This window comes from Marinospirillum sp. (genome assembly GCF_035271045.1).
GTDB lineage: Bacteria > Pseudomonadota > Gammaproteobacteria > Pseudomonadales > Halomonadaceae > Marinospirillum.
The window spans coordinates 228905-253279 of record NZ_DATESC010000015.1 but is presented as its reverse complement, the minus strand read 5'-3'; the positions used below and the strand labels follow the sequence as shown (position 1 = coordinate 253279).

Sequence of the window (24375 nt, the reverse complement as noted above, 5' to 3'; positions counted from 1 at the left end):
ATATTCGTGATAAAGGCATTCTAGAATTAAAGGCGGCTGGTCGGTCGTTTCTGCTTATGGAAGCTGCGTAAGTCTTGATACTATCGAGCAACGGCTAACGAAATAAGAAGCATCGCCCGATTAAGGGCGGTGAGTAGTCACGTTAAGGCTTCAAACCAAAAGGCTATTAAGTTAAAAAAAGCTATTAAGTTAAATAGGCACTGGGTTTAAAAAACTAGCGTGTTGAAATGAAAGCTGTTATGCTTTGCGCTCAAATTTCAGCACGCTGTGTGCGTGTTCCCTGCATTGGCTGACGTTGCCCCTTCTTGTGTGTATCGGGCCCGCGCCCGCCCCTGCGATTATTAAGTATTACAGGTATTATTAATGTCTAATGACGTGACTTTACCAGCTTTTAGCGAGCTGGGTCTTCCTGATTTTCTTCTTTCTTCAATTGAATACCCTACGCCTTCACCCATTCAAATTCAGACCATTCCACTTTTGTTGGAAGGCCATGACATGATTGGTCAGGCACAAACAGGTACGGGTAAAACTGCTGCTTTTGCGTTGCCTTTATTAGCGCGTTTAGATGTAAACGCCAAGTTACCCCAAGTATTAATTTTAGCACCAACGCGTGAGTTAGCCATGCAGGTGGCTGAGTCTGTTGAAAAATATGGCGCTAAAATGAAAGGTGTTAAAGTAGCCAACCTTTACGGTGGTGCTGAATACCGCGATCAAATTCGCGCACTGCGTTCAGGCGCACAAATTGTTGTAGGTACGCCTGGCCGCGTTATGGACCATATGCGCCGTGGCAGCCTAGACATTTCTGCCCTACAAACACTTATCCTAGACGAAGCAGACGAAATGCTGCGTATGGGCTTTATTGATGACGTTGAATGGATTCTGGAACAAACCCCAGCCGAGCGCCAAGTGGTTTTATTTTCTGCCACTATGCCTGATGCCATTCGTCGCATTGCCCAGCGTCACCTAAAAAATCCTAAAGAAGTACGCATTGCTGCTAAAGCGCGTACTGCTGACACGGTAAGCCAGCGCGTATGGATGGTAGCGGGTCTGCCTAAGCCTGAAGCGTTAGTGCGTATTTTAGAAGCTGAACAAACCGACGGTGTGATTGTATTTACCCGTACTAAAGCAACCAGTGCTGATTTAGCTGATTTCTTAAATAGTCGTGGTTTACGCGCTTGTGCGTTGCACGGTGACATGGCGCAAAATCAACGTGAGCAAGCAGTTGACCGCTTGAAAAAAGGTGGCCTAGATATTCTAGTGGCAACCGACGTTGCAGCCCGTGGTTTAGACGTTGAGCGTATTAGCCACGTTATTAACTTTGATCCACCCCACGACAGCGAATCTTACGTTCACCGTATTGGTCGTACTGGCCGTGCTGGTCGTAGTGGTCAAGCAATTTTGTTTGTTGGACACCGCGAAAAACGTTTGTTATTCAACCTAGAGCGCAGCACTGGTCAGCGTATTGAGCCAATGGAATTGCCTAAGGCTGAAGTGATTAACGCTAAGCGTAGTGAAAAGTTTAAAGAGCAAGTTGTGCATTCTATGCAAGCGCGTGACATTGAACTTTACGAAAAACTATTGATTGAAGTGCAAGCTGAAACAGAAGCTGACCCAATTCGCATTGCAGCAGCCTTAGCAAAAATGTTCCAAGGCGGCACTTCATTATGGGTCGAAGACGTTAAAATTCGTGCCCCGCGTGAAGGTGGACGTAATGAGCGTTCTGATTTTGGTAGTGATCGTCCTCGCCGTGAAGGTAGTGGTCGTGGTGAAGGTCGTGGCGGTGAAGGTCGTGGTCGTTCACGCGATCCAGAAGCTGGCATGAAGCGTTACCGTATGCCGATTGGCCGCTCGCACGGTGTTAAGCCTGCCAATATTGTTGGCGCAATCGCTAACGAAGCGAACATCTCTAGCCGCAATATCGGTCGTATTGATATTCAGCAAGATTTCAGCACCGTTGATTTGCCAGATACCATGACTAAAGCTGTATTCCAAGCGTTAGCGCGTGTTCGTGTGTGTGGTGTGCCAATGAACTTGACCAGCAGCAATACGCCTGCGCCGCGTTCAGGTGGTGATGAAGCAGGTCAGCGTCCTTTGCGTCGCCGTAGCACGCCTGCTGCTTCTGCTTAATCGCTGTTTTAGATTAAGTCGCTTTAGTTAAGCGGCTTTAAGCTAGAAAATAAACCGTCCGAAATGGGCGGTTTTTTTATGCTTGCAATTCTTTAACCTACAAGCTAATCTTGTTGATAATTATTAGTATTCAAGATTAGATGAACAGGTGGCGGCTATGTATGTGTGTATCTGCAAAGGCATTACTGAACAACAAATAAAAACTTCGGTAGCAGAAGGTGCATCCAGCGTGAGAGATCTTTACCGTGAGCTAGCACTTGGCAGTCAATGCGGTAAATGCGTTGGTTTTGCTAACGCAGTGCTAAAAGATGAACGGGCTAATCGCCTTTACTATGATGCCGCAGCAGTTGCCTAAACTGTAATAAATAACATTATAGATACGTTTTGCCTATTTTGGTAAAGCACGTTATTATTCATCCTGAATTTGCAAGCCAGCTTTTTATTATTAATGATTATTGTTCTTAAATGGCGCTTTAAATACTGTTATTACATAGAACTTTAAATTTAATTATTAAATAAGCCAGCCAGCCCCATGTAACCGTAACTCCTTCAGGGTGCTTCTTATGCAAGGTAATACCGCAGTTATTAGCCAGTTAAATAAAGTTTTAACGCTTGAGCTAACCTCTATTAATCAATATTTTCTTCATTCGCGTATGTGTCGCAGCTGGGGTTTTGAAAAGCTGACTCACAAGGCGTATAAAAAATCCATTAAAGACATGAAGCAATCCGATGACTTAATTGAGCGCATTCTGTTTTTAGATGGTTTGCCTAATCTGCAACACCTAGAGCGTTTACGTATTGGTGAAAATGCCACAGAAATTTTTGGGTGTGATACCACGCTACAGCAAGAACAACTTAAACTCTTGCGTGAATCCATTGCTTTGTGTGAAACCGAGCAAGACTATATTAGCCGCCAACTTTTAGAAGGCATTCTTGAATACGAAGAAGAGCATTTAGACTGGATAGGTACGCAGCAGCATTTAATCAATGAGATCGGTATTGAAAAATATTTACAAACTGTGATTCATACAGGTAAAGGAGAGTAATTATGCAAGGTAACGATCAAGTTATTGCCGGTTTAAATAAGTTATTGGCTGGTGAATTAACCGCGATGGATCAGTACTTTATTCATTCTGCTATGTATGAAGATTGGGGTTTAGGTAAGCTGCACGAGCGTATTGCCCATGAGTTTGATGATGAAAAGCAACACGCCAATCTGTTGATTCAGCGTATTTTGTTTTTAGATGGCACGCCCGATATGGTAACGCGTGAGCCAATTAACGTGGGTAAAGATGTTAAAGAAATGCTGAGTAATGATTTACAACTAGAGTATTCAGTGACGGCTTTATTAAAAGAAATCATGGCGTTATGTGAGGCAAAGCAAGATTACCAAACCCGTGAAATTTTACGTGTTATGTTAGATGATACCGAAATGGATCATGCTTATTGGTTAGAAAAGCAGTTAGGTTTAATTGAACGTATTGGTCTGCAAAACTACCAGCAAGTGATGATGTAAGCCTTTTAGTTTAATAACACAAAAGTTAAACCCTAGCCGCTAGTTTGTTGCTTAGCTACTAGGGTTTTTTAATGCGCTTTTGTTAATTAAAACCCGCCATTAAAGGTGCAAGTAGGCTCAGTGAAATGGCTAGGGTCGTCAGTTGAAACCAAAGTTTGTCTAGCATGGTGGACTCCTTTTTAGTTGCATTTTGCATTGATTAAATCAATGAGCTGAACACTTCTCGTAGTTTTAAGTTTTCTGCTTGCTGGTCTTCGCAAGATCCTTGCACTTGCAGCAGCAGCTCACCTTCAGCACCAAAAATTTCTAAAGAGTTAATCCAACCACAGCCATCGCTGCAAGGAATACGGCTGATAAAAGCATATTCAAATTGACTGGGTTCAAGTTCGGCATGACCTTCTTGCCAGTCAAGGTGTAAACAATTCTTTTTAAAGCAATTAGAGATGATAGCAGGGTGCGAGGTTTGTTTACTGCCGTTGCTAAATAAAGTAATGCTCAGCGGTAGGTTAAGTAGTTTTGCTTTATTAATGAGCTGGTTTAGGCTGTTTAATGATACTGAACGCACTAACCTAGGGCTAAGTGAGCACAAGGCTGCAAAGTAGGTGGTTTGGTGCTGGTCAAGTAAAATAGGAATTTGTTTAACGTGGGTAATGGCTAGCCATTCTTTTTCGAGTTTTTTTAAGTCTTTAGCAACCTTATGCTCCTTTTTTGAGTCATAAACATTCGTTTCAAAAAAGCTATTATCAAAAAAACAATTGTCAAAAAAGCCGTTTAGGAAATTTTCTTTTTCTTGCAAGTTAACCAATGCGTTCATTTTTTGCTCCTTGTCGAAAAATGCGCTTGGCTGGCTTTGCTACCTATTTATCTGGCTGGCTTGGCATCTAATTGATAATCATTATCAGTTAGATTTGAGTGAGCGTCAAGGTCAAAATAAAATCTTTTTTAACGTTTTTCAATAAAGTGTTTTTCAATAAAAACTATTTAGTGAGAATCAACTTGCTGCGACTAGTAATACGCAGCGTATAGGTTTCGCCTTCGTGTTGAATTAATAATTGACGACCGCCAGCAAACAGCGCTTCGCTAGTAACCGTCAGCGGCAGTTCTGTTTGCTGATTCATTGTCATGGGATGAGTGGGGTGCTTAGGTTTATCGGTAAGGCTCATTGGCTGGCTGCTCTTTACGAATTTGTGTGTTGGTAGCGCAGAACAATAAATAGCGCCTAAAAAATAGGCAGCCAGTCTAGTTGCTAATGATAACGATTGTCAAACGTGTTTGTGTTTTAATCGTTTTTACAAGTTGTTGGCGCAGGCTACTGCTGATGCCCAAGCCCATTGAAAATTATAGCCACCCAATTGTCCGGTCACATCCAGCACTTCGCCAATAAAACGTATTTGTTCTAAGCCATTAACCGCTAAGGTTTGTGACGATATTTGCTGGGTGTTAATACCGCCTAAAGTGACTTCGGCAGTACGGTAGCCTTCGGTGCCTGCTGGTTTAAACGTCCAGTTTTGTAAGGCGTTGGCGATGGCGTCAAGTTGCTGGTTGCTGGCATCGGCATTGCGTTCAGGCAAGTGAATGCCTTTTTCTTTTAAGAGACTAATTAATACTGTAACAAGCCGTTTGGGTAGTTGTTCGCCTAACCAGCTGCTTAAATGGGCGCGTGGGTGTTGCTGGCGCAGTTGTTGTAGCTCTTTCAATAAGTTGCAGTAAGGTAGCCAATTAATACTGAGTTCATCACCAGCTTGCCAATAGCTAGAAATTTGTAGCAGCGCAGGGCCTGATAATCCACGGTGAGTAATCAGTAGCGGCTCGGTAAAGGTTTGCCCATGACAGCTAACACTGACTTCACAACTGAGACCAGACAAGGGGGCTAGTTGAGTTTTTAATTCAGGATGCAGCGTAAAAGGAACTAGACCAGCACGGGTTGACAATACTTCTAGCCCAAACTGTCGTGCTAAATCATAACCCCAGCCGGTTGCACCTAACGTTGGAATAGATAACCCACCGGTTGCCACTACTAAAGCACCTGCGCTTATATTGCCCATGCTGCTGGTTATTTTTACACTGTCGGCGGTGGTGGTTACGCTGTTAATACTGGTTTTCATGTGCAAATTAACACCAGACCATTCGGCTTCGGTGAGTAATAGCTGCTGAATGTCTTTGCTGGAATTTGTACAAAATAATTGCCCAGGCGCTTTTTCTACATAGTCGATACCGTGGCGTTCAACCAGTTCTAAAAAGTGCTGCGGTGTATAGCGTTTGAGCGCAGAAATACAAAAATGTGGATTCGTGGATAAAAAATTAGCCGGTGTTGTATTTAGATTGGTAAAATTACAACGCCCACCGCCAGACATTAAAACTTTTTTGGCTGGTTTATCGCTGTGGTCTAACAGCAGCACGCTTTTGCCTTGATAACTTGCGGTAGCCGCACACATTAAACCAGCAGCGCCAGCACCAATAATAACCACATCGGCTGTTTTGCTCATGTTTATCTTTCTCTTTTCTAATTAAAGCAATGATTTTTTCATTATTAACTAAAACGCAAAAACCCACCTTTCGGTGGGTTTTTTTAGCTTTAAAATTACGTTAAGTTCAAATGAACCTAATGTTAATTAGATAGCTTCAATTTTTGCAGCTTGCTTGCCTTTAGGACCCGTAGTAACTTCAAAAGATACTTTTTGGTTTTCCTGTAAAGACTTGAAACCCTGTGATTGGATTTCAGAGAAGTGTGCAAAAAGATCGTCGCCACCATCATCTGGAGTGATGAAGCCGAAACCTTTAGTGTCGTTGAACCATTTAACGGTACCAGTTGCCATATCGAAAATTCCTATATTTCTGTTTAGTATTTTGAATCAATTTACACAATTGACTCGGTGTTGCGGGAATCAAGATAGTACGAATGACGAACATATGTTACCGATATTTCGATTACAACTGCGTTACGACACTTCTTTTTGCTACCTTGCTGCCTACGATTGATAGACTGATTGAAATTAAGCGCTACGTCAAGTAGTTTGATATGCAATACAGCTTTAGACCTTGGTCTAAAACGCTCAATCAGGTGATTAATTTACTTCTGGTCTAGGTCGCGATCTGAAAAACCAATTAAATACAAAATTGCGTCTAAGCCTAGGGTAGAAAGTGCATGGCGAGCACTTTCTCTAACCACTGGCTTGGCACGAAAGGCGATACCTAAACCGGCTAAGCCCAACATGGGTAAGTCATTAGCACCATCACCTACCGCGATGGCTTGTTCTAAGTTAATGCCTTCTTTGTTAGCAATGTCTTGCAATAGTTGTGCTTTACGTTGTCCGTCGACGATGTGTCCGACTACACGTCCGGTTACTTTGCCATTTTCAATTTCTAGTTGATTAGCATGAACTTCATCAATGCCTAATTTTTTCTGGAGGTATTCGCCAAAATAAGTGAAGCCACCCGACAAAATTGCAGTACGATAACCAAGGCGTTTTAAAGTAGAAATCAGCTTTTCTGCACCTTCAGTAACGGGTAAACGCTGAGCAATTTTTTCTAACACTGAGGCATCTAAACCTTTTAGCAATGCCACTCGCGCACGAAAGCTTTCGCTAAAATCCAGCTCGCCACACATAGCCCGTTCCGTTATAGCCGCGACTTGTTTACCAACGCCTGCTTCTTTAGCAAGCTCATCAATCACTTCGGCTTCAATCAGTGTTGAATCCATATCAAAGACGACTAGGCGGCGGTTACGGCGATAAATATTGTCTTCTTGTACGGCAATATCGACTTCTAGCTCACCGGATAAGGCTAGAAAATGGCGACGCAATTCAGCGGTATCTAAAGTATTGCCCCTGACTGAAAACTCCACACAAGCACGCCCTTCTTTATTGATATGGGACATACTAACGCGCCCTGAAAGGCGATGAATACGGTCAATATTTAAGCCATTTTCAGCCACTGTGTGGGTAACACGGGCAATTTGTTCAGCGGTAATGCGTCGGCCTAGTAAAGTGACTATATAGCGCCCTTTGCCTTGTCCTTCAACCCAGCTTTCATAGCTGGTTTCTGATACGGGGGTGAAGCGAATTTGCATTCCCCATTCATGGGCTTTGAACAGCAGTTCTTGCAGCACAGGTGAACTTTGTGCTTCGGGTGGCAAGTGGGCTAATAATCCCAGTGCTAAGGTGTCGTGAATAACAGCCTGACCTATGTCGAGGATATCCACTTTATAATTAGCCAATATTTCACTGATGGCAGAGGTGATGCCTGGGCGGTCATGCCCAGAAAGGTTAATTAAAACGATGCTGCGATCCTGGGTTTTCATCTAAGGCCTGTTCAGTAAATAGTTAATAATCGGGCATAAGTATAGCCTTCCTTATCCATGACTTACATCTTTGTAAAAGCTGCTAATTGCTGTAAACGTATTGGGTGTTGTTTATGTTAGTATTCGTGGTAATTCACTGCTGATTAGGAAGTCGATTTTATGTCTGATAAAAAGAATCTCAACGCTGACAAAAAGCCCTTAAATTTAATTTGGATCGACTTGGAAATGACGGGTTTAGATCCCAATAAAGAGCGAATTATTGAAATTGCTACCATCGTTACTGATGCTGATTTAAACGTGATTGAAGAAGGCCCCGTGTTGGCGATTAACCAGCCAACAGCCTTGTTAGATGCAATGGATGAGTGGTGTACTAACACGCATGGTGCTTCAGGTTTAACGCAGCGTGTAAAAGATAGCCATGTTTCGATTGCTGAAGCAGAAGCAGCCACTTTAGCGTTTTTACGCCGCCACCTTGAAAAAGGTGCAAGCCCTATGTGTGGTAATAGCGTTCATCAAGATCGGCGCTTTATGGTCAATGAAATGCCTGAGCTAGAAGCCTTTTTCCATTACCGCAATATTGATGTTTCTACGTTTAAAGAACTAGCGTTACGCTGGCACCCTGAACTGCCTAAAAAGTTTAAAAAGGCAGGCACACATTTGGCCTTAGATGATATTCGTGAATCCATTGCTGAGCTGCGCTTTTACCGTGAAGAGTTTATTCGCTTACCAGAAAATGCAACGCTATGAGTGCCCGTAAGCTGACCCGCCAGCAGCAGTGGCGCATTGACAAAGTGCAAGATGAACGCAACACCCGCGCTTTGCGTAAAGATAAGCGCTTAGATTCTAGCCACCAAGAAGGTTTAACAACCGAGCCACAACAGGGTTTGGTAACGGCACATTTTGGCCGTCAGGTTGAAGTTGAAGCAGTGGATGGTGCTTTACAAGGTCAGCGGCAGCGTTGCCATGTTCGTGCCAATGTTGAAAACTTGGTGACAGGTGATTATGTTAGTTGGCGAGCGAATCAAAATCCACTTGAAGAAGGTGTGGTGGAGTCGCGTCAAGCGCGGCGTAGTTTGTTAGCGCGTCCTGATATGCGCGGAGTGATGAAGCCTATTGCTGCTAATGTCGATCAACTATTATTGGTGATTGCACCTGAACCTGAGCCTCATGCTAATTTAATTGATCGCTATTTAGTTGCAGCAGAACACACCGGCATTGAGCCTGTATTGCTGATTAACAAGTGGGATTTGATGCAGCAGGGTGTTTTAACTGCTGAACAAGAGGCGTTAATTAATGGCTTATTGGCAACTTATCGCCAGTTAGGTTATCAAGTTTTAATTAGCTCTGCTTATCAAGAAAAAGTTTTGCAGCAGTTACAGCAGCAGCTTAAAGACCGTATTAGCGTATTTGTTGGACAGTCTGGTGTTGGTAAATCGTCATTGATTAATTACCTTTTACCGGGTGTAGATTTACGAGTCGGTAGCCTTTCTGAAGATACGCGTAAAGGGCGACACACTACTACAACTGCTCGATTATTTCACTTTCCAGTCGGTGGGCAGTTAATTGACTCACCAGGCATTCGTGAGTTTTCTTTGGGTTATTTGCAGCCAGAACAAATAGCACAAGGCTTCCCTGAATTTCGTCCCTTTTTAGGCTTGTGCCGTTTTCGTGATTGCAAACACAAAGAAGATCCAGGTTGCGCCTTAAAAGAAGCCGTTGCGGAGGGCAAAGTTGCTGCCACACGCTTTGCTAGTTACCATCATATAGTACAAAGCTTGAGTAGTTAGTCCATTAACCGACGCATTTCTTCATGTAGCCTAGCATCCAATAACAAGGGTGCTTGTGCTAGCCAGCGGTTGCTGGTCATTAAGTCCCTAAGTAAGGCGACCGATAAAACAGGTCCATGCCAAGCCGCACCCTTGCCACTGTTTTTTTCACTGGTTGTAATCGAAAAGTTTTTTAAATAATCTTTCCAAAAGCTGGGAATAAATCGGCGCACAGGCCGTTGACTATAAAGCGACAAGCGTTCAGCGATGACTAAGCCTTGGTGGTCTAAATCACCAAAGTGAACATGGGGCACAAATTGCGGTAGAAAACGTAAAAATTCACCCGCTAGCTCTAAGTTTTCAGGTGCGACCCAAATAGCTAGCAAGTTGGTAGGCAGGTCGATATCCAGAAATACGCCACGGTCTTCAATGCTCATCACTAGGTAAGGTAATTCACCATCTAGTTCTTTAATTTGTCGAAAATCCCTTTCGGGCAGCACGGCTTCACTGAGTTGTCGCCAGATCTTTTTTAGCTCAATAGACGCACCGTGCTTTTTAACAAGTTTTAAGTTCATATTGCCACGCAGGTGCAAGCAGCGGTCTTCGCTTAGTTCTAATGGCGGCAACTCATGGCGCAGGTGATCGGGTAATTCTTTGCTGCGTTTACCCAATAATGCCAGTTGTAAACTACTTTTGTTCAATACGCGTGGCAGATCGGCGCGTAATTGATCTTTTAAATAGCGCCAGCGCTGCTCAAAAACCTCTGTAATTAACGGGCGTTCACCTTCAAGTATGGTGAGCCAATCACGCCATTCCGGTAAGCGTAAATCCAATAATTCGATTAGGCTAGTCCGTCCACGAGCGCTGAGCATAAAAAAGTTTTCAGCTTCTTCAGACAATAACCAGTTGCTGTTAATTAGCTCATCAACCAGTGGTGCATTTGCGGTTTTACGTTCAATGCGCTCATATTTATAAAGTGTTAGCGCTGCTTCACGAATGGCTAAGGATTGCCAGTTTATTTGGGCATTTAGCATTAAAGCTCCTTGTTACCCTCGCCCGCGAGTACGGTTTTTATTAGGTGCGGCATTGCGAGCGATGTATTCAATAATTTGCCCAGCGATGTCTTTGCCGGTAGCGGCCTCTATGCCTTCTAAACCCGGTGAAGAATTGACTTCCATCACCACTGGACCGTGGTTAGAGCGCAACAAGTCAACACCACACACATTTAAGCCCATTGCTTTAGCAGCGCGGGTGGCTGTGGCACGTTCTTGTGGAGTGATTTTAATAAGCTCAGCACTGCCACCTCGGTGTAGGTTAGAACGGAACTCACCAGGCCCAGCTTGGCGTTTCATAGCAGCAATGACTTTATCGCCGACAACAAAGCAGCGGATATCAGCACCACCGGCTTCTTGAATGTATTCTTGCACCATAATGTTAGCTTTTAAACCCATAAAGGCTTGAATGACACTTTCGGCAGCTTTTTCAGTTTCAGCTAAAACCACACCAATGCCTTGCGTACCTTCTAACAGTTTAATCACCAGTGGCGCACCACCAACCATACGAATTAGGTCGGGAATGTCATCGGGTGAATGGGCAAAGCCAGTAATGGGCAAGCCTATGCCTTTGCGCGATAGTAGTTGTAATGAACGTAGTTTATCGCGTGAACGGGTAATAGCGACGGATTCGTTTAGGGTATAAACGCCCATCATTTCAAATTGGCGCAGCACGGCGGTGCCATAAAAAGTGACCGATGCACCAATGCGTGGAATCACTGCATCAAATTCTTCCAGTTCTTCACCACGATAATGAATCGAAGGCTTGCTGGTGGTGACGTTCATGTAACAGCGCAGCGTATCAACCACTCTGACGGTGTGACCTTGTAGTTCAGCCGCTTCAATAAGGCGACGGGTCGAGTAAAGCTTAGCATTGCGCGATAAAATGGCTAGGTGCATTTATTTTCCAAAGAAACAAATAAGGGAGGTAAACCTTGTAGATAAGTTTTGCCGGGTGCGACTAAAAAATGCTTTTTCATGGCGGAGCGTCCTAGCAGCATAGGGTATTGCATTTTTGAGCGGTCAGCCAGCGTCAGCTCTACCTTCTCTTGGAAGCTACCTAGCTGAATTTGCATCTTAATGACATAGCGCCAGTGAGCTTGACCGTTGGAGCTACGAACTTTGCGGTGATCATACACCGGAAATTCACACTGTACACTGCTGGTTTTTCCTTCTGCTTCCGTTTGTGTGGTGAAGCTTATCCATTCTTGAGCCTCTTTTTCAAAGACTTGTATCGCTGTTGCGTGCAGCGAAGAGGTTTTAGCACCCGTATCTATTTTAGCGCGTAAAGCGATGTTTAGTTCTGGAAAAAATATTACTTCCCGTCCACCAATAATATTTTTATCTTTAGTTTTTATCATGTTTTAACCACTGGTTTGTAAGTTAGCGCTAAGTTAAAGCGGCTGACTTCTATTAAAATCGCATTCATGATAAATACTTTCTTTAATTAAGGAAGTAAATTAAACGGGTGGTAAAAACACCTTTAGGCTTTAAGCGAATCAGTCGCAGGGCAGGTAAAGCGACGGGACTGATGGCAAATTTATCTGAATCCTCGGTGAATTGCACTGAGCTGGCAGGTGTGGCAAAAACGTTGGTTTGCTGTTGACTACTGCTAAAGGCTTGGTGAACATGACCAAAAATAACTAAGCGGGCGTGGTTTTGATCTTTTAATAATTTCCAGAAAACAGCTGAGTTTTGTAAAGCAATGGCATCCTTCCACAGGCTGTTAACGGCAACGGGCGGGTGATGAAGCGCGATAAGTAAAGGTTTGGGATTGATTAAGGCGCATTGAAGCCGCTGTAGCTGTGTGGTATCCAAGTTACCTTGGGTTTGGTTAGGTAGGTGGCTGTTAAGGCCTAAAATTTGCCAATGCTGGGTCTGCTGGTGAAAGTCTGTGGGCTGAAAGCTTGCCATAATCGCTGGATTATCATGATTGCCCGGTAGCCACTGCCAATTTAAGCCGCTGTTTTTTAGTTGTTGGTACAGCCACTGGTAAGTGCCTAGTTGCTCGTCTTCAGCTAGATCACCGGTTAACAGCAGTAAGTCTGGTTGCAAACGCACGGCTAGCTTTAAACCGGCTAAAAAATGTGATCGCGTGTCTTTACCACGGTAAAGAGCATTAGGGTCGGCTAACAGGTGTAAGTCGGTGAGTTGTACTACACGAATCATTGGGGCTGCTGCTTTACCCAGCTAGCTTGTAGGCGTTGGTGGTTTAGGGTTAGCCACTGTAAAGCAATAATGCTTAGGGTGTTGGCTGCTTTACCATTGATGGTTTCTTGTAAGGCATCGGTTCGGTGCAACAGCGTAACACGCAGGTCTTCATGTTCAGTGGCTAGTCCACCAATATCGCCGTTGTTTACTTGGTTAGAATCTACGATGCCTAGATAAAGAATGATCTGCTCATCGCTACCGCCCGGGCTAGAATAATAGGTGTAAAGGTGTTCTAGGTGCAAAATGGTTAAGCCAGACTCTTCTTTTGTTTCACGGTGTGCGACGGCTTCAGGCGGCTCATTTTCTTCTATCATTCCAGCAATCACTTCCAGTAGCCAAGGGCTTTTTGGATCATTCATTGCACCGACTCTAAATTGCTCCACCATCACTACTTTATCTTGCCAAGGGTCGTAAGCTAAAACTCCAACTGCTTGACCGCGCACAAAAAGTTCACGATGAATCGGTTGAGTCCAGCCTCCTTTAAAAAGTTTATGTTTAAGGGTTAGCTTACGCAGTGCAAAAAAACCTTGATAGGCGGTTTTTTCTTCGATCAAAGTGTAGTCGGTAGCTGTAAAGTCAATAGAAGAAGTAAAAGCAGGGTTGCTCATGGTGATTCCTTAGGCTTTTTCAGCGTTTAAACTAAAAATAAAGTTAGCGGCTAATAGGTGCAGATTGCCCACTTGCATATCTAACTTATTCGACTGCTTGGTTGCGGCATTGCCTGCTGTCACCGAGTGTTGAGCAAGCTCTGAAAGTTCAGTGACTTGGCGTCTGGTTTGTTCACTTAGTACTGACTGATGATTGGTCATACTCGCTACTTCAGTCGCTAAGTTATTGATTTCTGCTACGGCTAATAAGATTTCTTGTAGCGAATGACTCATGGTTTTTGCTAGCTCAACAGTTTCTTGCGAGGCATTGACACCTTTATCAATGGCTTGAACGGAGGCTAACGTATTTTCTTTTAGCTGTTCAATAATTGTACGCACTTGTAGGGTTGAATCGTGGGTACGTTGTGCTAATCCACGCACTTCATCGGCAACAACGGCAAAACCTCGCCCAGCTTCACCCGCACGCGCTGCTTCTATAGCAGCATTTAAGGCTAAAAGATTGGTTTGTTCCGCTACATTGGTAATAACGTCAATAACGGTACTAATGTGCTCGCTATTCATCGCTAGATTGGCGACTTGTTGTTTCGCTGCTTCAAGCTCAATGGATTGCCTTGCTATGGCTTGGGCGACTTCTTCAATTTTTTGCTGCCCCATTTGCGTGGCTACTTGCGATTGACTGGCCGCTGTTGCCGTACGCTGAGTGCTGCCCATGACTTGTTCTAAGCTGTGTAGCTGTGCTTGCATGGCTTGTTGGATTTCAGCAATGCGACTGCCTTGACGTTCGATGTATTCAAACGCTTCACTTAAACATTCATCGGAACGTAATTTGCTGCGACGTAAATAGCCGCTGTTATTAAACAGGCGGGCAACCACGGCGCGAAGTTCTGAACTGCGGGTGCGTAATGCAAAAGAGATATTACCTAATTCATCTTGCCGCCCAGTGTAAAGGTAAGTCATTACACGGTTTTGGTTGATTTTACAGGCAGCGGTTTCTAGCTGTTTTAAGCCACAAAGTTGTGAATGGGTAAAAATAGTCGTTGCTAAACCAGCGATTAAAGGTGCTAAAACGGCTAACCAACTCAGGTTTAGCATAAATAAAGCAATGCTTATAAGACTGGTAGGAAGTAAGCCAGCAAGGATAAGTTTAGTGGTTAACGAAAGCGGTTTTTTTTGTAAAAAATAAGGCAATTTACCTTGTTGCCAACTCGTATAAACTTTATTGGCTCTTTCAACCGCAGCAATGGGTGCGGTGGTTCTTACTGATTGATATTCAACAATTTTGCCATCGCGTTGAATGGGCGTGACATAGGCATCAACCCAGTAGTGATCGCCATTTTTACAACGATTTTTTACCAATCCTTTCCAAGACTGTTTATTTTGTATGGTTTTCCAAAGGTTTTCAAACGCTCCGGCTGGCATATCTGGGTGGCGAATTAAATTGTGATTCTGACCAATCAATTCACTGCGTTTATAACCAGAAACGTTAACGAAGTCGTCATTAGCAAAGGTGATTTTGCCACTTAGGTCGGTAATGGTGATTAGTTGAATATTGGCATCAACAGATTGCTCTTTCCCAGTAACAGGCTGGTTGATTTGCATTGCTATAGCTCCTGAGCGTTATTATTATTATTTTTAAAGCAATTATCGAGCCAGTCGATTGGTTTTTGCTACAAAAGTCTGGTATACAACAATTTTTTCTTGCTGTTTGAATGAATGCCATTGATATGAATCAATTTTTATGGGTGGGCTATAGTCTTAATCATGTATATAATTAGCGCCTTTGTAGTGTTTGTTACTTTTTAGGGCGCTAGTTTTAGTGTGCTAGTTAATCGTAATGCGTTATCAGTGGTTAATGTGGTGTTTTTAAGCTGCGCTTGCGAAATAAGTCGAGTACAGCTTGGGCAAGTTCGTCGGCATCAAACTTGGCAATAAAGTTATCAGCACCTACGCGTGTCACCATACTTTTGTTGAAAACACCCGACAAAGATGTATGGAGTAGAATGTAAATGTGTTTCATTACTGGGTCTTCTTTAACTTTACGGGTAAAGGTGTAGCCATCCATTTCTGGCATTTCAATGTCTGAAATAACCATTAAGTATTCATCGTTAAGATTCTTACCTTGTTCCACTAGGTTTTTTAGGTGTTCTAATGCTTGTTTACCATCGTTTAGCAATATGGATTCTAGCTGCACTTCCGCTAAACAGCGTTTAATTTGGTTACGCGCCACTACTGAATCATCAACCACTAATACTGTGCGTGGCACGGTTGATTGGTTTAATTCAGCAAAGTCATCAGACAGTTGGCTGCTCATTTTTTCTGAGGTGGGGGTTACTTCTGAAATGACTTTTTCAACGTCAATAATTTCAACTATTTGATTGTTGATTCGAGTAATTGACGTTAAATAATGTTTATGGCCGATGCCTTTAGGTGGCAATAAAATATCGCTCCATTGCATATTGACAATGCTTTCAATCTTATCCACCAGAAAGCCTTGTTGTTTGCGGTTATATTCACACACAATGACGCTTTGTTTACGCGGGTCAGTAACTTTGCCTAGTTTAATGGCACTGAGCATATCCAAAATAGGCAAAGGCCCTTCTGCTGTATTGGCTACACCAATAATGTGTGGGTGGTGATGGGGTAGTTGAGTTAGGGGCGGGCAGGCAATGATTCTTTTGACTTTAAAAACGTTAATGCCATAAAGGTGGTTGTTTTGTAAACGGAATAATAATAATTCCAGCCGATTTTCACCGGCTAGTTGAGTGCGTTGATTGACATTATTCATTAAAGTGCTCATTGTCTTTCCTGTCCTTGTCGTCCCTTTCATTTTTAATATTTTTTCTAGTATTTGTTTGTTTCTTTCTTACGATTCTTTTCCATTGTAGAGCAATTATAGATTTTATAGCTATCTTTAGACAGTGAGCGCCATTTTATGGCACTTTTTTTATGCTGGTTTTATGCTCGCTATCGCTTCAGCACATTCACTAATAAGGCTTGGGCCACGATAGATAAAACCTGTGTAGAGTTGAATCAGGCTAGCACCGGCTTCAATACGGTCAACGGCATCTTGGGCTGAAAAAATACCACCCACACCAATAATCGGTAAGTCCCCTTCTAAAGCATTGGCTAGCTGACGTGTAATTTCACAGGCTTTTTCAGTCAGTGGTCGACCCGACAAACCACCAGCTTCTGCACCGTAGCGCAAATCGTTGACGGCTGTTTTATCCAGCGTAGTGTTGGTTGCTATGACCGCATCAAGTTTTAATTCACGCAGCGTAGCAGCAAGGCTTTGTAATTCTTCTTCGTTCATATCCGGTGCAACTTTTACGGCTAAAGGCACATAGCGCTGGTGCTGGTCGGCTAAACGCGCTTGGGCTTCTTTTAATGGCAACAGCAGGCCTTTTAACGCTTCGCCGTATTGTAGATTACGCAGCCCCGGTGTGTTAGGTGAAGAGATGTTAACGGTAACGTAGTCGGCATATTCATAAACACCTTCTAAGCCTAGCAGGTAATCATTGACCGCTTTTTCTACGGGCGTGGTTAAGTTTTTGCCAAGGTTAATGCCTAATACACCGCTGATGGACTGTTTTTTAACTTGTGCCAGTAGGTAGTCTAAACCTTTATTATTGAAACCCATGCGGTTAATAATGGCTTCTTGTTCAGGAATACGAAACATACGTGGTTTGGGATTACCCGGTTGAGGGCGTGGCGTAACAGTGCCGACTTCGATAAAACCAAAACCTAATTGATCTAGGCTGTATAAATGATCAGCATTTTTGTCTAGGCCTGCAGCTAGACCAACAGCATTAGGAAATTCTAGTCCCATAACGTTAACGGGTGCTTGCAATGTAGCCGCAACAAAAGGCTTTAGTAAGCGCAATCTTGCTGCGGCATCAAGTCCTTCTAAAGCAATTTGGTGCGCTGCTTCACCCGACAGGGTAAAAAGAAGTTTTCTTGCTAATGAATACATGAAGTGCCCCATAAAATTAAATGACTTAGGTGTTAATTAGAAATCTTTTCTATCGAGGTAAACTGCCCTGTGTCTGAGTAGGTCATTCGATAAACGCCGCGAATACCATTGTGTCCGACCATATTTTTTAATACGCGGCGTGGAAAAACAATGCTGCGTCCGTCCACGGCGGTGGTTCTGACATTGGATGCTTGGCTGTTGTAAAAATCTAAGCACTCGGCAGGTGAAATGTTTAGGTGTATATAAACGCTGGGCATATTTCTTTTCTTAGTGTAAAAATCGCCTATAGCCTAAATACGTTTTAGCGCAACAGCGAGGTGGTTAATGTTGGCTAGCATAATGGGTCTATGCACAATTCTCCATCCATAATCTTTGATTTTTTTGCACTCGGTTAGGATTGCTTGCTGTTACACTAGCGTGCTGCTTATTATGATTTAGCGTCTTGTGGATTTAACCATTTATTCATTCAATTAAAATACATCGAATTAAAAGGATACGTCTGTACTAATGACTATTCATGCCAAATTTTTACAATTACATTCACAATTAAGCCAAGCCATTATAGGTCAGCAGGCGTTGGTTGAACGTTTGTTGGTGGTGTTATTAGCTGACGGGCATTTATTAGTAGAAGGTGCGCCTGGTTTGGCTAAAACGCGGGCTATTCAATCGTTGGCTGAACAGCTAGCCGTATCGTTTCAACGTATACAATTTACGCCTGATTTATTGCCCACTGATTTAACGGGTACTGAAGTTTTTTATGCACAAACCGGCGAGTTTACTTTTCGTCCTGGCCCTATTTTTAGTCATTTTGTCTTGGCGGATGAAATTAACCGTGCGCCTGCTAAGGTGCAATCGGCACTCTTAGAAGCTATGGCTGAACGCCAAGTGAGTGCGGGTGGTAAAACTCGACCTCTGCCTGAAGTTTTTATGGTGATGGCGACTCAAAACCCATTAGAACAAGAAGGCACTTATGCTTTGCCTGAAGCTCAGCTGGATCGTTTTTTATTACATACTTGGGTTGGTTATCCTAGCGCAGCCGATGAGTTGGCGATTATGCGTTTAGTTCGCCATGAAAAATCACACACTGCCAATCAACCTGAGCCTTTACAGTTACCGCAAAGTAGCATTTTAAATGCGCGAAAAGCCGTGCAGCAAGTACACCTTGCCGAGCCATTAGAGCGTTATATTGTTGATTTAGTCCAAGCGACACGCAATGCTGGGCGCTATGATGAGCAGCTAGGGTGTTATATTCGTATGGGCGCAAGTCCTAGAGCTTCTTTGGCGTTGGATCGTTGCTCACGGGCTTTAGCTTGGTTAAAGGGTCGTACTGAAGTTTTGCCAGAAGATATTCAACAATTAGCTCCTGATGTGTTACGCCACCGCGTGCTACTAAGTTATGAAGCCGATGCGGAAAGCATTAAGGTTGACGCAGTTATTCAGCGCTTGCTTGCTTTGGTAGCCTTGGCGTGATTGATGGGATTGATGTAAAAAAAACCGTAGCGCTAGACGTTACTTTGTCGCAATTACACGCTTTGCGTAGCCATGCTAAGGCGCTGCACCTTAATGCGTTATTAAAAAAAAGTCGTCAAGCAACCGACGGTCGCGTAGGCGTTGCTGCTGGACGCGGTTTGGCGTTTCGTGAAGTACGCAGCTACCAAGCAGGTGATGATTTACGTCATCTTGATTGGAAAGTAACCGCGCGGCGCGGCGAGCCTTATACCCGTATTTTCCATGAAGAACAGCAGCGCCCCGTCATGTTGTTTGTTGATTTGGCTTCACAGCTACAATTTGGGCAAGCAGGCAGTAAAGCAGTATTAGCAGCAAAAATCGCTGCGGTGTTAGGTTGGGCTGCTTTGCAAGATAAAGACTGTGTGGGTGGTTGGATAGAAACTGACCAGCAAAGCATCTGGCAGCCATTGGTGCAACAAGCGCGTGGTTTTTCGCCTTTTTTGTCACGTCTGGCGGCTATTACGCAACGCTTAGGCGAACTAAAGCCGCGTCCAGCGGGGCATTTAGATAAAGCTTTAGAGGCATTTGTGCGGCGTTTACCTAAAAATAGTCTGGTCATTATTATCAGTGATTGGGTCGGCTGGACGAATAGCACTTTGCTAAAGTATTTGAATCAACGCTATGCTTTACTGTTGGTTCATTTAATTGACCCCTTAGATCAAAACCTTCCCAGCAATGCTGGCGCTGTTGTTGTGCAAGGCAAGGTGCAGCATGTAACACCGGCTTTGCAACACGCTTGGCAAGCCGCTTTTTTGCAAAGAACGGCGGCTTTAAAAGCAGCCGTTGGACAAAAAGCCAGTTATTTACCGTTAAGCACAGCAGCAGATTGCGTTGCTGCAAGAGGCTTTTTTTTATAAAAAGCGTAGAATGGCGAACTTAACTTTAGGGATGGTCATACAACTTAATTATGAATTTTGAAGAACTTAAACACTTAGTTGCACCTTTAATTCCGGCTTCTTTAATGCCCACTTCTGCTGAGGATGTTTGGCCGCCAGCACCTTGGGTAATATGGCTAGTGGGTAGCTTGGTCGTTTTACTGCTGCTGCTGTTGGCTATTCGTTGGTATCGTAGTCACCGTGTGAGGCGTTATGCCTATACTGAACTGGCAGCCACTCAAGCAAGGTATTTGCAAAGCCAAGACGCAGCCCGCTATTTATATGAAGTTAATTTATTGCTTAGACGCATTGCGGTGCGTAATTTTAGCCGTGACAAGGTTGCTGCTTTAACGGGTGAAGATTGGCTAGAATTTTTAGATTGGAGCTGTGGTCGTAAACCCAAGGATGAACAAGGTTTTATTGAAGGTAGTGGTAAAATTCTTGCGTGGGGTGCTTACAAAGCGCAACCAGAAAGCTTTGATGCTGAGCGTTTACAAAAATTGGTTAGAGTATGGATTCGTCAGCAAACCTAGCTTTTATAGACCTTGCCTTTATCTGGCCGTTAGCTGCGGTATTATTACCCCTGCCTTGGTTGCTGGTTCGTTGGTTTAACACGGCGGCGACCAAAACCGATGCGGCATTAAAACTTCCATTGATTGAACTGCGTTTAAATCAACCCTTGCCTTCATCTGAACCTCGATTTTTAATCAAATTAAACGGGTTAACTAAACTAAGTTGGCGTGGTTGGTTGTGGTGTTTGTTAATACTAGCTTTAATGCGTCCTGAATGGCGACAAGCTGAAGTTGAAGTCACTTACCAAAGTCGTCAAATTTTATTGCTGGTCGATATTTCTGGTAGCATGAACACGCTATTGCAAGGCCGAACACGCTTAGACCAAGTAAAGCAGGTTGTACGCAATTTTATCGAACAACGCCCCAAAGATCATTTAGGCTTGTTAGTGTTTGGTGGGCAGGCTTACCTTTATGTGCCGCTAACGCTTGACCATGCGTTACTGATTCAACAACTGCAAACGTTGCAAGCAGGTATGGCCGGTTCGGGTACAGCGATTGGTGATGCTTTAGGTTTGGGCATTTATAATTTACGCCAAACTAAAGGTAAGCCGGCAATGGTTTTGTTGACTGATGGTGCAAACAATGCGGGTCAACTGAGTACGCAAGAAGCCTTAGTCATGACAGCAGCAGCGGCGATTCCAACGCACTTAATCACTGTTGATTTAGCACTTGATCCCGTGTTAGCCGAGGGTATTCTTGAAACTGGTGGTGAAGTGTTCAGTGCTTATTCTTCGCAAGAATTGGCAGAGGTTTACCAACGTATTCATCAGCTAGAACCACAAACCCAAGTGCGCTATTTGCGCCCATCCATTTCCTTAGCCTTTATTCCTTTACTTGCTGCGCTGCTACTAGCGGCTAGCCAAGCTTTTTTATCAAAGCCTTGGTTTTTTAAACGTCAGTGGTCTTTTAAACGCAGGTCTTCTCGTGAGTGAGTTTTTTGCACGCCCTTGGTTGTTGTTAACAGCACCGATTATTTATTGGTTGTTAAAAGAAGTTTTACAACCAACTAAGTCTAGCGGTTGGGCTAATTTTTTACCGCCTGAATTGGCGCAGCGCTTACTGACCCAACAAACAGCAGCGGTTAATCAACCTTTGTTATTTAAAGCAGAATGGGTGCTGGGGTTGCTTACGCTGTTATTTTGTTGGGCGTTGGCTGGCGTGGGTTATGTTTTAAAAGCCGATCAGTTGCCCAGTGAGCCGCAAGAGTTGGTGATTATTCAATACCTATCGCCCCCTATTAGGGGTGATGCAGCACCGCAGCGGTTATTAGCGATAAGTCAGCAAGCGTTAATTCCATTATTAAATACCCGTCAACAGGGTAAAACGGCGTTAATTTATTATGCCGGTAGCGCTCATTTAGTAAGCCCTATGACTAAGGATACGGCGACTTTACGGCAGTTATTAAGCTTAACGCACCCTTCTGTCATGCCTTTGGTGGGTCATGCGCCTGAAGCCGCTTTTCGTTTAGCCGCCCGTTTAGGTCAGTTAGCGATCAGTAATAAACAAGGCCGTTTAGATTGGTTGTGGTTAACTGATACCCTGCCCAATGCGGCGGCTGTCACGCAGTTGTTAAACCTCAAGCCGCCACAGGCACGGTTATATTTGATTGGGTTAGACGCTAGTTTAGCAACAATAGAAAAACAACAAGCCGCGCTAGCAAGTCAAGGCATTACCCTGCTGCATCCCAGTCAATTAGCCGATTATACCGTGCAGCTTAATGGGACTTCCGCTAGCGTTAATCAAGGCAGTTATCAAAAAAATCAGCAGGGTATTCGTTTATTTCAAGAGCTAAGCCATTGGCCTTTGTTGGTCGCGGTTTTACTGTTGCTATGGCAGTATTTTGATCAGCCGCGTTTTAAATTTAATACTGGATTGCTGGCGCTGCTGTTTGGCTTGGGGCTAGGGCTGATAAGTGTGCAGCAACCCTTGTACGCGGCAAATCGCACTGACTTAAATGCCCATGCTGAATTTTCACTGGGGCATTACGCTGCGGCGGCTGAATTGTTCGCGCAATGGCAAATAGAAAATACCACCGCACCCGTTAAACAGCAGGCAGCAATGCACTTTAATACCGGCACAGCTTGGTTATTAGCTGAAGAATATACGTTAGCATTAGCTAGTTTTGAACGCGCTGCAGCGCTACAGCAAGCATTGACAGGTTTAGCTTGCAATCAATTATTAGCAACATGGCAGTTAGCAGAAATTCAATTAACACCACAAAAAATAACTAAAGAAACATTATTAAAAACCTGTGAAACGGCTATGGCTACGGCTGCTAAAAGTTTTGAATCCAGTGATGACTTACAAGATAAAACAAGGCAACAAAAAGACGATTGGCAACCGCAAGAAAAGCCCAGTTGCGTGGCCTGTGAACCGCTGAGTGCTACGCAAGAAAAACAGTTGCAACAGTTGCAAGAAGACCCTTGGCGCTTGTTAAGAATGCGGTTTAAAAGTGAGCTACGGGCGCAGCAGCCATGATACTTCGACTAGTAGGCTTAATTTTATTACTGTGGGCTGGAAAGGTGCAAGCTGTGTTGTTAACGCCCAATCAACCCAAGCTAATTGCCGGTGGGCAGTTAGAAGTTTTAGTGGAGGCAGCTAGCAACCAAGCCGCTGCACCGCATTTAGCAATCCCCATAAGTTGGCAAGCGCATTTTGAATTGCTAGAACAAGTACACCAGGTTGAAGCGCAGCGCAACGGTCATTATATGCACCGTTGGTTTTTAGTCTTGCAGCATCAGCAAGCGGATAGTATTAGCCGTGAGCTGCAATTGCCGCCGTTGCAAGTTAATGGCGAAAATTCTCAACCGTTACAAGTGATCGTTGAAGCAGCTAGAAAAAAAACACGGGTTATACCGCAGCGGTTGAGTCAGCCATTAACCATGCAGCAGCAAGTGGATTTTACCCATGCTTATATTGGACAAACTTTGGTGTATGAATTATTAATTCGTTACCAAGGTTTTCCAGTTGAACCACGCCTAAGTCCGCTAGACGTTAAAGGCGCAACAGCAAGGCCGTTTGGTGATGGTCGTGAACAAGGTTTTAATCAACGCGGCATTAGTTGGCAAGAAGCCCGTTGGCAAGAATTAATTCAATTACACACGTCTGAAGCGCTGATTGCACCAAGGTTTTTTTCCAGCCGTTTAAGTTTAAGTGGACAAGCGAGTGATTCGCTTTATGAAACAGAAACGCCAGCGCTAAAAATAAATGTTCGTCCTATTCCTGATACTTGGCCTAAAGAATGGCTTTGGTTGCCTGCTTTGGGTGTAAATTTAGATGCCTCTTTTTTAAACCGTCCCAAGCAAGTTAAGCAAGGCGAAGCTTTGGAGCTAATCATTCACTTAGATGTCATTGGGCAGCAGGCGCGTAATTTACCCCAGTTCAAAAGTATTCCTTCAGAACATTGGCGTATTGAGCCTTTAACAGAAGTGCTAAGTGATCGAATGGTCGATGGTTTTTTGGTGGGCAGTTTACAGCAGCGGCTGCTGTTTTATCCTAAGCAGTTGGGCAGTTTAAAACTACCTGATTTAACCTTGCATTGGTGGGATACCCAAACGCATAAAGCGGTTAAAACCCAAGTTGAGTTGGGTAGTTTAGTGGTTGTAGCGAGTGGTATTCAGCTAGAAGAAAATATAAGTAGACCTATTGAACAACAGATTAAAGCTGGAAGTCAGTGGCATTTTAGCGATTGGCTAGGGTGGTTGTTACTGATGTTTTTAGTGTTGGCGGTACTGGCTGTTTGTATTTGGTTAGTAAAAAATCAACCTAAAACACCACCCCTGCCGCCCTTAAATCCTGAATAAAAAAGAGCGGTCTTTTTTCTTTTAAAAGAAGACCGCTCAATCTTTTTCTTAGTTTTAGCAGCCTAG

The 24375-nt window shown here is 43.7% G+C and carries 26 protein-coding genes; 12 read left to right on the top strand and 14 right to left on the bottom strand.

Translation table 11 applies throughout. From position 1 onward, the window contains the following. Nucleotides 1-363: 363 nt before the first annotated feature. The 4 genes from VJY63_RS06810 to bfr (VJY63_RS06795) all read left to right on the top strand — a co-directional run bounded on the left by VJY63_RS06810 (nucleotide 364) and on the right by bfr (VJY63_RS06795) (nucleotide 3643). The gene (locus VJY63_RS06810; RefSeq protein WP_324049302.1) at nucleotides 364-2127 is read left to right on the top strand and encodes a DEAD/DEAH box helicase; all 1764 of its coding nucleotides are present in this window, start codon (nucleotides 364-366) and stop codon (nucleotides 2125-2127) included. 157 nt (nucleotides 2128-2284) lie between these two features. Beyond that, nucleotides 2285-2482, top strand: coding sequence for a (2Fe-2S)-binding protein (locus VJY63_RS06805; protein WP_324049301.1), 198 nt, complete (start codon nucleotides 2285-2287; stop codon nucleotides 2480-2482). A gap of 208 nt (nucleotides 2483-2690) precedes the next feature. Further along, nucleotides 2691-3173: a bacterioferritin gene (gene bfr / locus VJY63_RS06800; RefSeq protein WP_324049298.1), complete on the top strand. Its 483-nt coding sequence runs from the start codon at nucleotides 2691-2693 to the stop codon at nucleotides 3171-3173. Nucleotides 3174-3175: 2 nt separating this feature from the next. Then, nucleotides 3176-3643, top strand: a complete 468-nt coding sequence (gene bfr / locus VJY63_RS06795) for a bacterioferritin (RefSeq protein ID WP_324049296.1) — start codon at nucleotides 3176-3178, stop codon at nucleotides 3641-3643. Nucleotides 3644-3842: 199 nt separating this feature from the next. Here the strand turns inward: bfr (VJY63_RS06795) and VJY63_RS06790 are convergent, their stop codons facing one another. From VJY63_RS06790 to serB, 5 genes are all read right to left on the bottom strand, one after another. Then, a complete protein-coding gene (locus VJY63_RS06790) occupies nucleotides 3843-4457 on the bottom strand; it encodes a hypothetical protein (RefSeq protein ID WP_324049294.1) in 615 nt (204 codons plus the stop codon). Nucleotides 4458-4620: 163 nt separating this feature from the next. After that, the gene (locus tag VJY63_RS06785) at nucleotides 4621-4806 is read right to left on the bottom strand and encodes a hemin uptake protein HemP (protein WP_324049292.1); all 186 of its coding nucleotides are present in this window, start codon (nucleotides 4804-4806) and stop codon (nucleotides 4621-4623) included. A gap of 126 nt (nucleotides 4807-4932) precedes the next feature. After that, a complete protein-coding gene (locus VJY63_RS06780; RefSeq protein WP_324049290.1) occupies nucleotides 4933-6129 on the bottom strand; it encodes an NAD(P)/FAD-dependent oxidoreductase in 1197 nt (398 codons plus the stop codon). Nucleotides 6130-6255: 126 nt separating this feature from the next. Beyond that, entirely contained in the window at nucleotides 6256-6459 is a 204-nt protein-coding gene (locus VJY63_RS06775; protein ID WP_324049289.1) for a cold-shock protein, read from the bottom strand. A gap of 254 nt (nucleotides 6460-6713) precedes the next feature. Continuing rightward, nucleotides 6714-7943, bottom strand: coding sequence for a phosphoserine phosphatase SerB (serB, locus tag VJY63_RS06770; RefSeq protein ID WP_324049287.1), 1230 nt, complete (start codon nucleotides 7941-7943; stop codon nucleotides 6714-6716). A gap of 159 nt (nucleotides 7944-8102) precedes the next feature. On the opposite strand from serB, the gene orn reads away from it, so the two are divergent. Together orn and rsgA are read left to right on the top strand one after the other, a co-directional pair. Further along, nucleotides 8103-8690 (top strand): oligoribonuclease, encoded by a 588-nt coding sequence (gene orn, locus VJY63_RS06765; protein WP_324049285.1) that lies wholly within the window; start codon nucleotides 8103-8105, stop codon nucleotides 8688-8690. Continuing rightward, nucleotides 8687-9730: a small ribosomal subunit biogenesis GTPase RsgA gene (gene rsgA / locus VJY63_RS06760; protein ID WP_324049283.1), complete on the top strand. Its 1044-nt coding sequence runs from the start codon at nucleotides 8687-8689 to the stop codon at nucleotides 9728-9730. Before orn ends, rsgA begins: the two co-directional genes overlap by 4 nt. Here the strand turns inward: rsgA and VJY63_RS06755 are convergent. The 9 genes from VJY63_RS06755 to VJY63_RS06715 form a co-directional block, all read right to left on the bottom strand. Beyond that, complete coding sequence (locus VJY63_RS06755) at nucleotides 9727-10743, bottom strand: hypothetical protein (RefSeq protein WP_324049281.1); 1017 nt, start codon at nucleotides 10741-10743, stop codon at nucleotides 9727-9729. The genes rsgA and VJY63_RS06755 overlap by 4 nt on opposite strands. A gap of 12 nt (nucleotides 10744-10755) precedes the next feature. After that, nucleotides 10756-11661, bottom strand: a complete 906-nt coding sequence (gene rimK, locus VJY63_RS06750; protein ID WP_324049279.1) for a 30S ribosomal protein S6--L-glutamate ligase — start codon at nucleotides 11659-11661, stop codon at nucleotides 10756-10758. Then, nucleotides 11652-12122: an ATP-dependent zinc protease gene (locus VJY63_RS06745; protein ID WP_324049277.1), complete on the bottom strand. Its 471-nt coding sequence runs from the start codon at nucleotides 12120-12122 to the stop codon at nucleotides 11652-11654. The genes rimK and VJY63_RS06745 overlap by 10 nt, the downstream gene beginning before the upstream one ends. An 82-nt stretch (nucleotides 12123-12204) precedes the next feature. Beyond that, nucleotides 12205-12930: a metallophosphoesterase gene (locus VJY63_RS06740; RefSeq protein WP_324049276.1), complete on the bottom strand. Its 726-nt coding sequence runs from the start codon at nucleotides 12928-12930 to the stop codon at nucleotides 12205-12207. Continuing rightward, nucleotides 12927-13580, bottom strand: coding sequence for an NUDIX domain-containing protein (locus VJY63_RS06735; protein WP_324049274.1), 654 nt, complete (start codon nucleotides 13578-13580; stop codon nucleotides 12927-12929). Before VJY63_RS06735 ends, VJY63_RS06740 begins: the two co-directional genes overlap by 4 nt. 9 nt (nucleotides 13581-13589) lie before the next feature. Next, complete coding sequence (locus tag VJY63_RS06730; RefSeq protein WP_324049272.1) at nucleotides 13590-15179, bottom strand: PAS domain-containing methyl-accepting chemotaxis protein; 1590 nt, start codon at nucleotides 15177-15179, stop codon at nucleotides 13590-13592. Between the two features lie 250 nt (nucleotides 15180-15429). Beyond that, nucleotides 15430-16377: a chemotaxis protein CheV gene (locus VJY63_RS06725; RefSeq protein WP_324049271.1), complete on the bottom strand. Its 948-nt coding sequence runs from the start codon at nucleotides 16375-16377 to the stop codon at nucleotides 15430-15432. 147 nt (nucleotides 16378-16524) lie between these two features. Continuing rightward, nucleotides 16525-17550, bottom strand: coding sequence for a quinone-dependent dihydroorotate dehydrogenase (locus tag VJY63_RS06720; protein ID WP_324049269.1), 1026 nt, complete (start codon nucleotides 17548-17550; stop codon nucleotides 16525-16527). Between the two features lie 32 nt (nucleotides 17551-17582). Beyond that, nucleotides 17583-17807: a DUF2835 family protein gene (locus VJY63_RS06715; protein WP_324049267.1), complete on the bottom strand. Its 225-nt coding sequence runs from the start codon at nucleotides 17805-17807 to the stop codon at nucleotides 17583-17585. A gap of 250 nt (nucleotides 17808-18057) precedes the next feature. Here VJY63_RS06715 and VJY63_RS06710 point away from each other — a divergent pair, with 250 nt between their 5' ends. The 6 genes from VJY63_RS06710 to VJY63_RS06685 are packed head-to-tail and all read left to right on the top strand — an operon-like array spanning nucleotide 18058 to nucleotide 24309. Next, nucleotides 18058-19020 (top strand): MoxR family ATPase, encoded by a 963-nt coding sequence (locus VJY63_RS06710; RefSeq protein ID WP_324049265.1) that lies wholly within the window; start codon nucleotides 18058-18060, stop codon nucleotides 19018-19020. Then, complete coding sequence (locus VJY63_RS06705; protein ID WP_324049264.1) at nucleotides 19017-19916, top strand: DUF58 domain-containing protein; 900 nt, start codon at nucleotides 19017-19019, stop codon at nucleotides 19914-19916. Before VJY63_RS06710 ends, VJY63_RS06705 begins: the two co-directional genes overlap by 4 nt. 50 nt (nucleotides 19917-19966) lie before the next feature. Then, on the top strand, nucleotides 19967-20467 hold the full coding sequence (locus tag VJY63_RS06700) for a DUF4381 domain-containing protein (protein ID WP_324049262.1): 501 nt from the start codon (nucleotides 19967-19969) through the stop codon (nucleotides 20465-20467). Next, nucleotides 20446-21438 carry a VWA domain-containing protein gene (locus VJY63_RS06695; RefSeq protein WP_324049260.1) on the top strand — a complete coding sequence of 331 codons (993 nt, stop codon included), beginning with the start codon at nucleotides 20446-20448 and terminating at the stop codon, nucleotides 21436-21438. Before VJY63_RS06700 ends, VJY63_RS06695 begins: the two co-directional genes overlap by 22 nt. Next, nucleotides 21431-22984, top strand: a complete 1554-nt coding sequence (locus VJY63_RS06690) for a hypothetical protein (RefSeq protein WP_324049258.1) — start codon at nucleotides 21431-21433, stop codon at nucleotides 22982-22984. The genes VJY63_RS06695 and VJY63_RS06690 overlap by 8 nt, the downstream gene beginning before the upstream one ends. After that, complete coding sequence (locus tag VJY63_RS06685) at nucleotides 22981-24309, top strand: hypothetical protein (protein WP_324049256.1); 1329 nt, start codon at nucleotides 22981-22983, stop codon at nucleotides 24307-24309. The genes VJY63_RS06690 and VJY63_RS06685 overlap by 4 nt, the downstream gene beginning before the upstream one ends. Nucleotides 24310-24375: the final 66 nt, after the last annotated feature.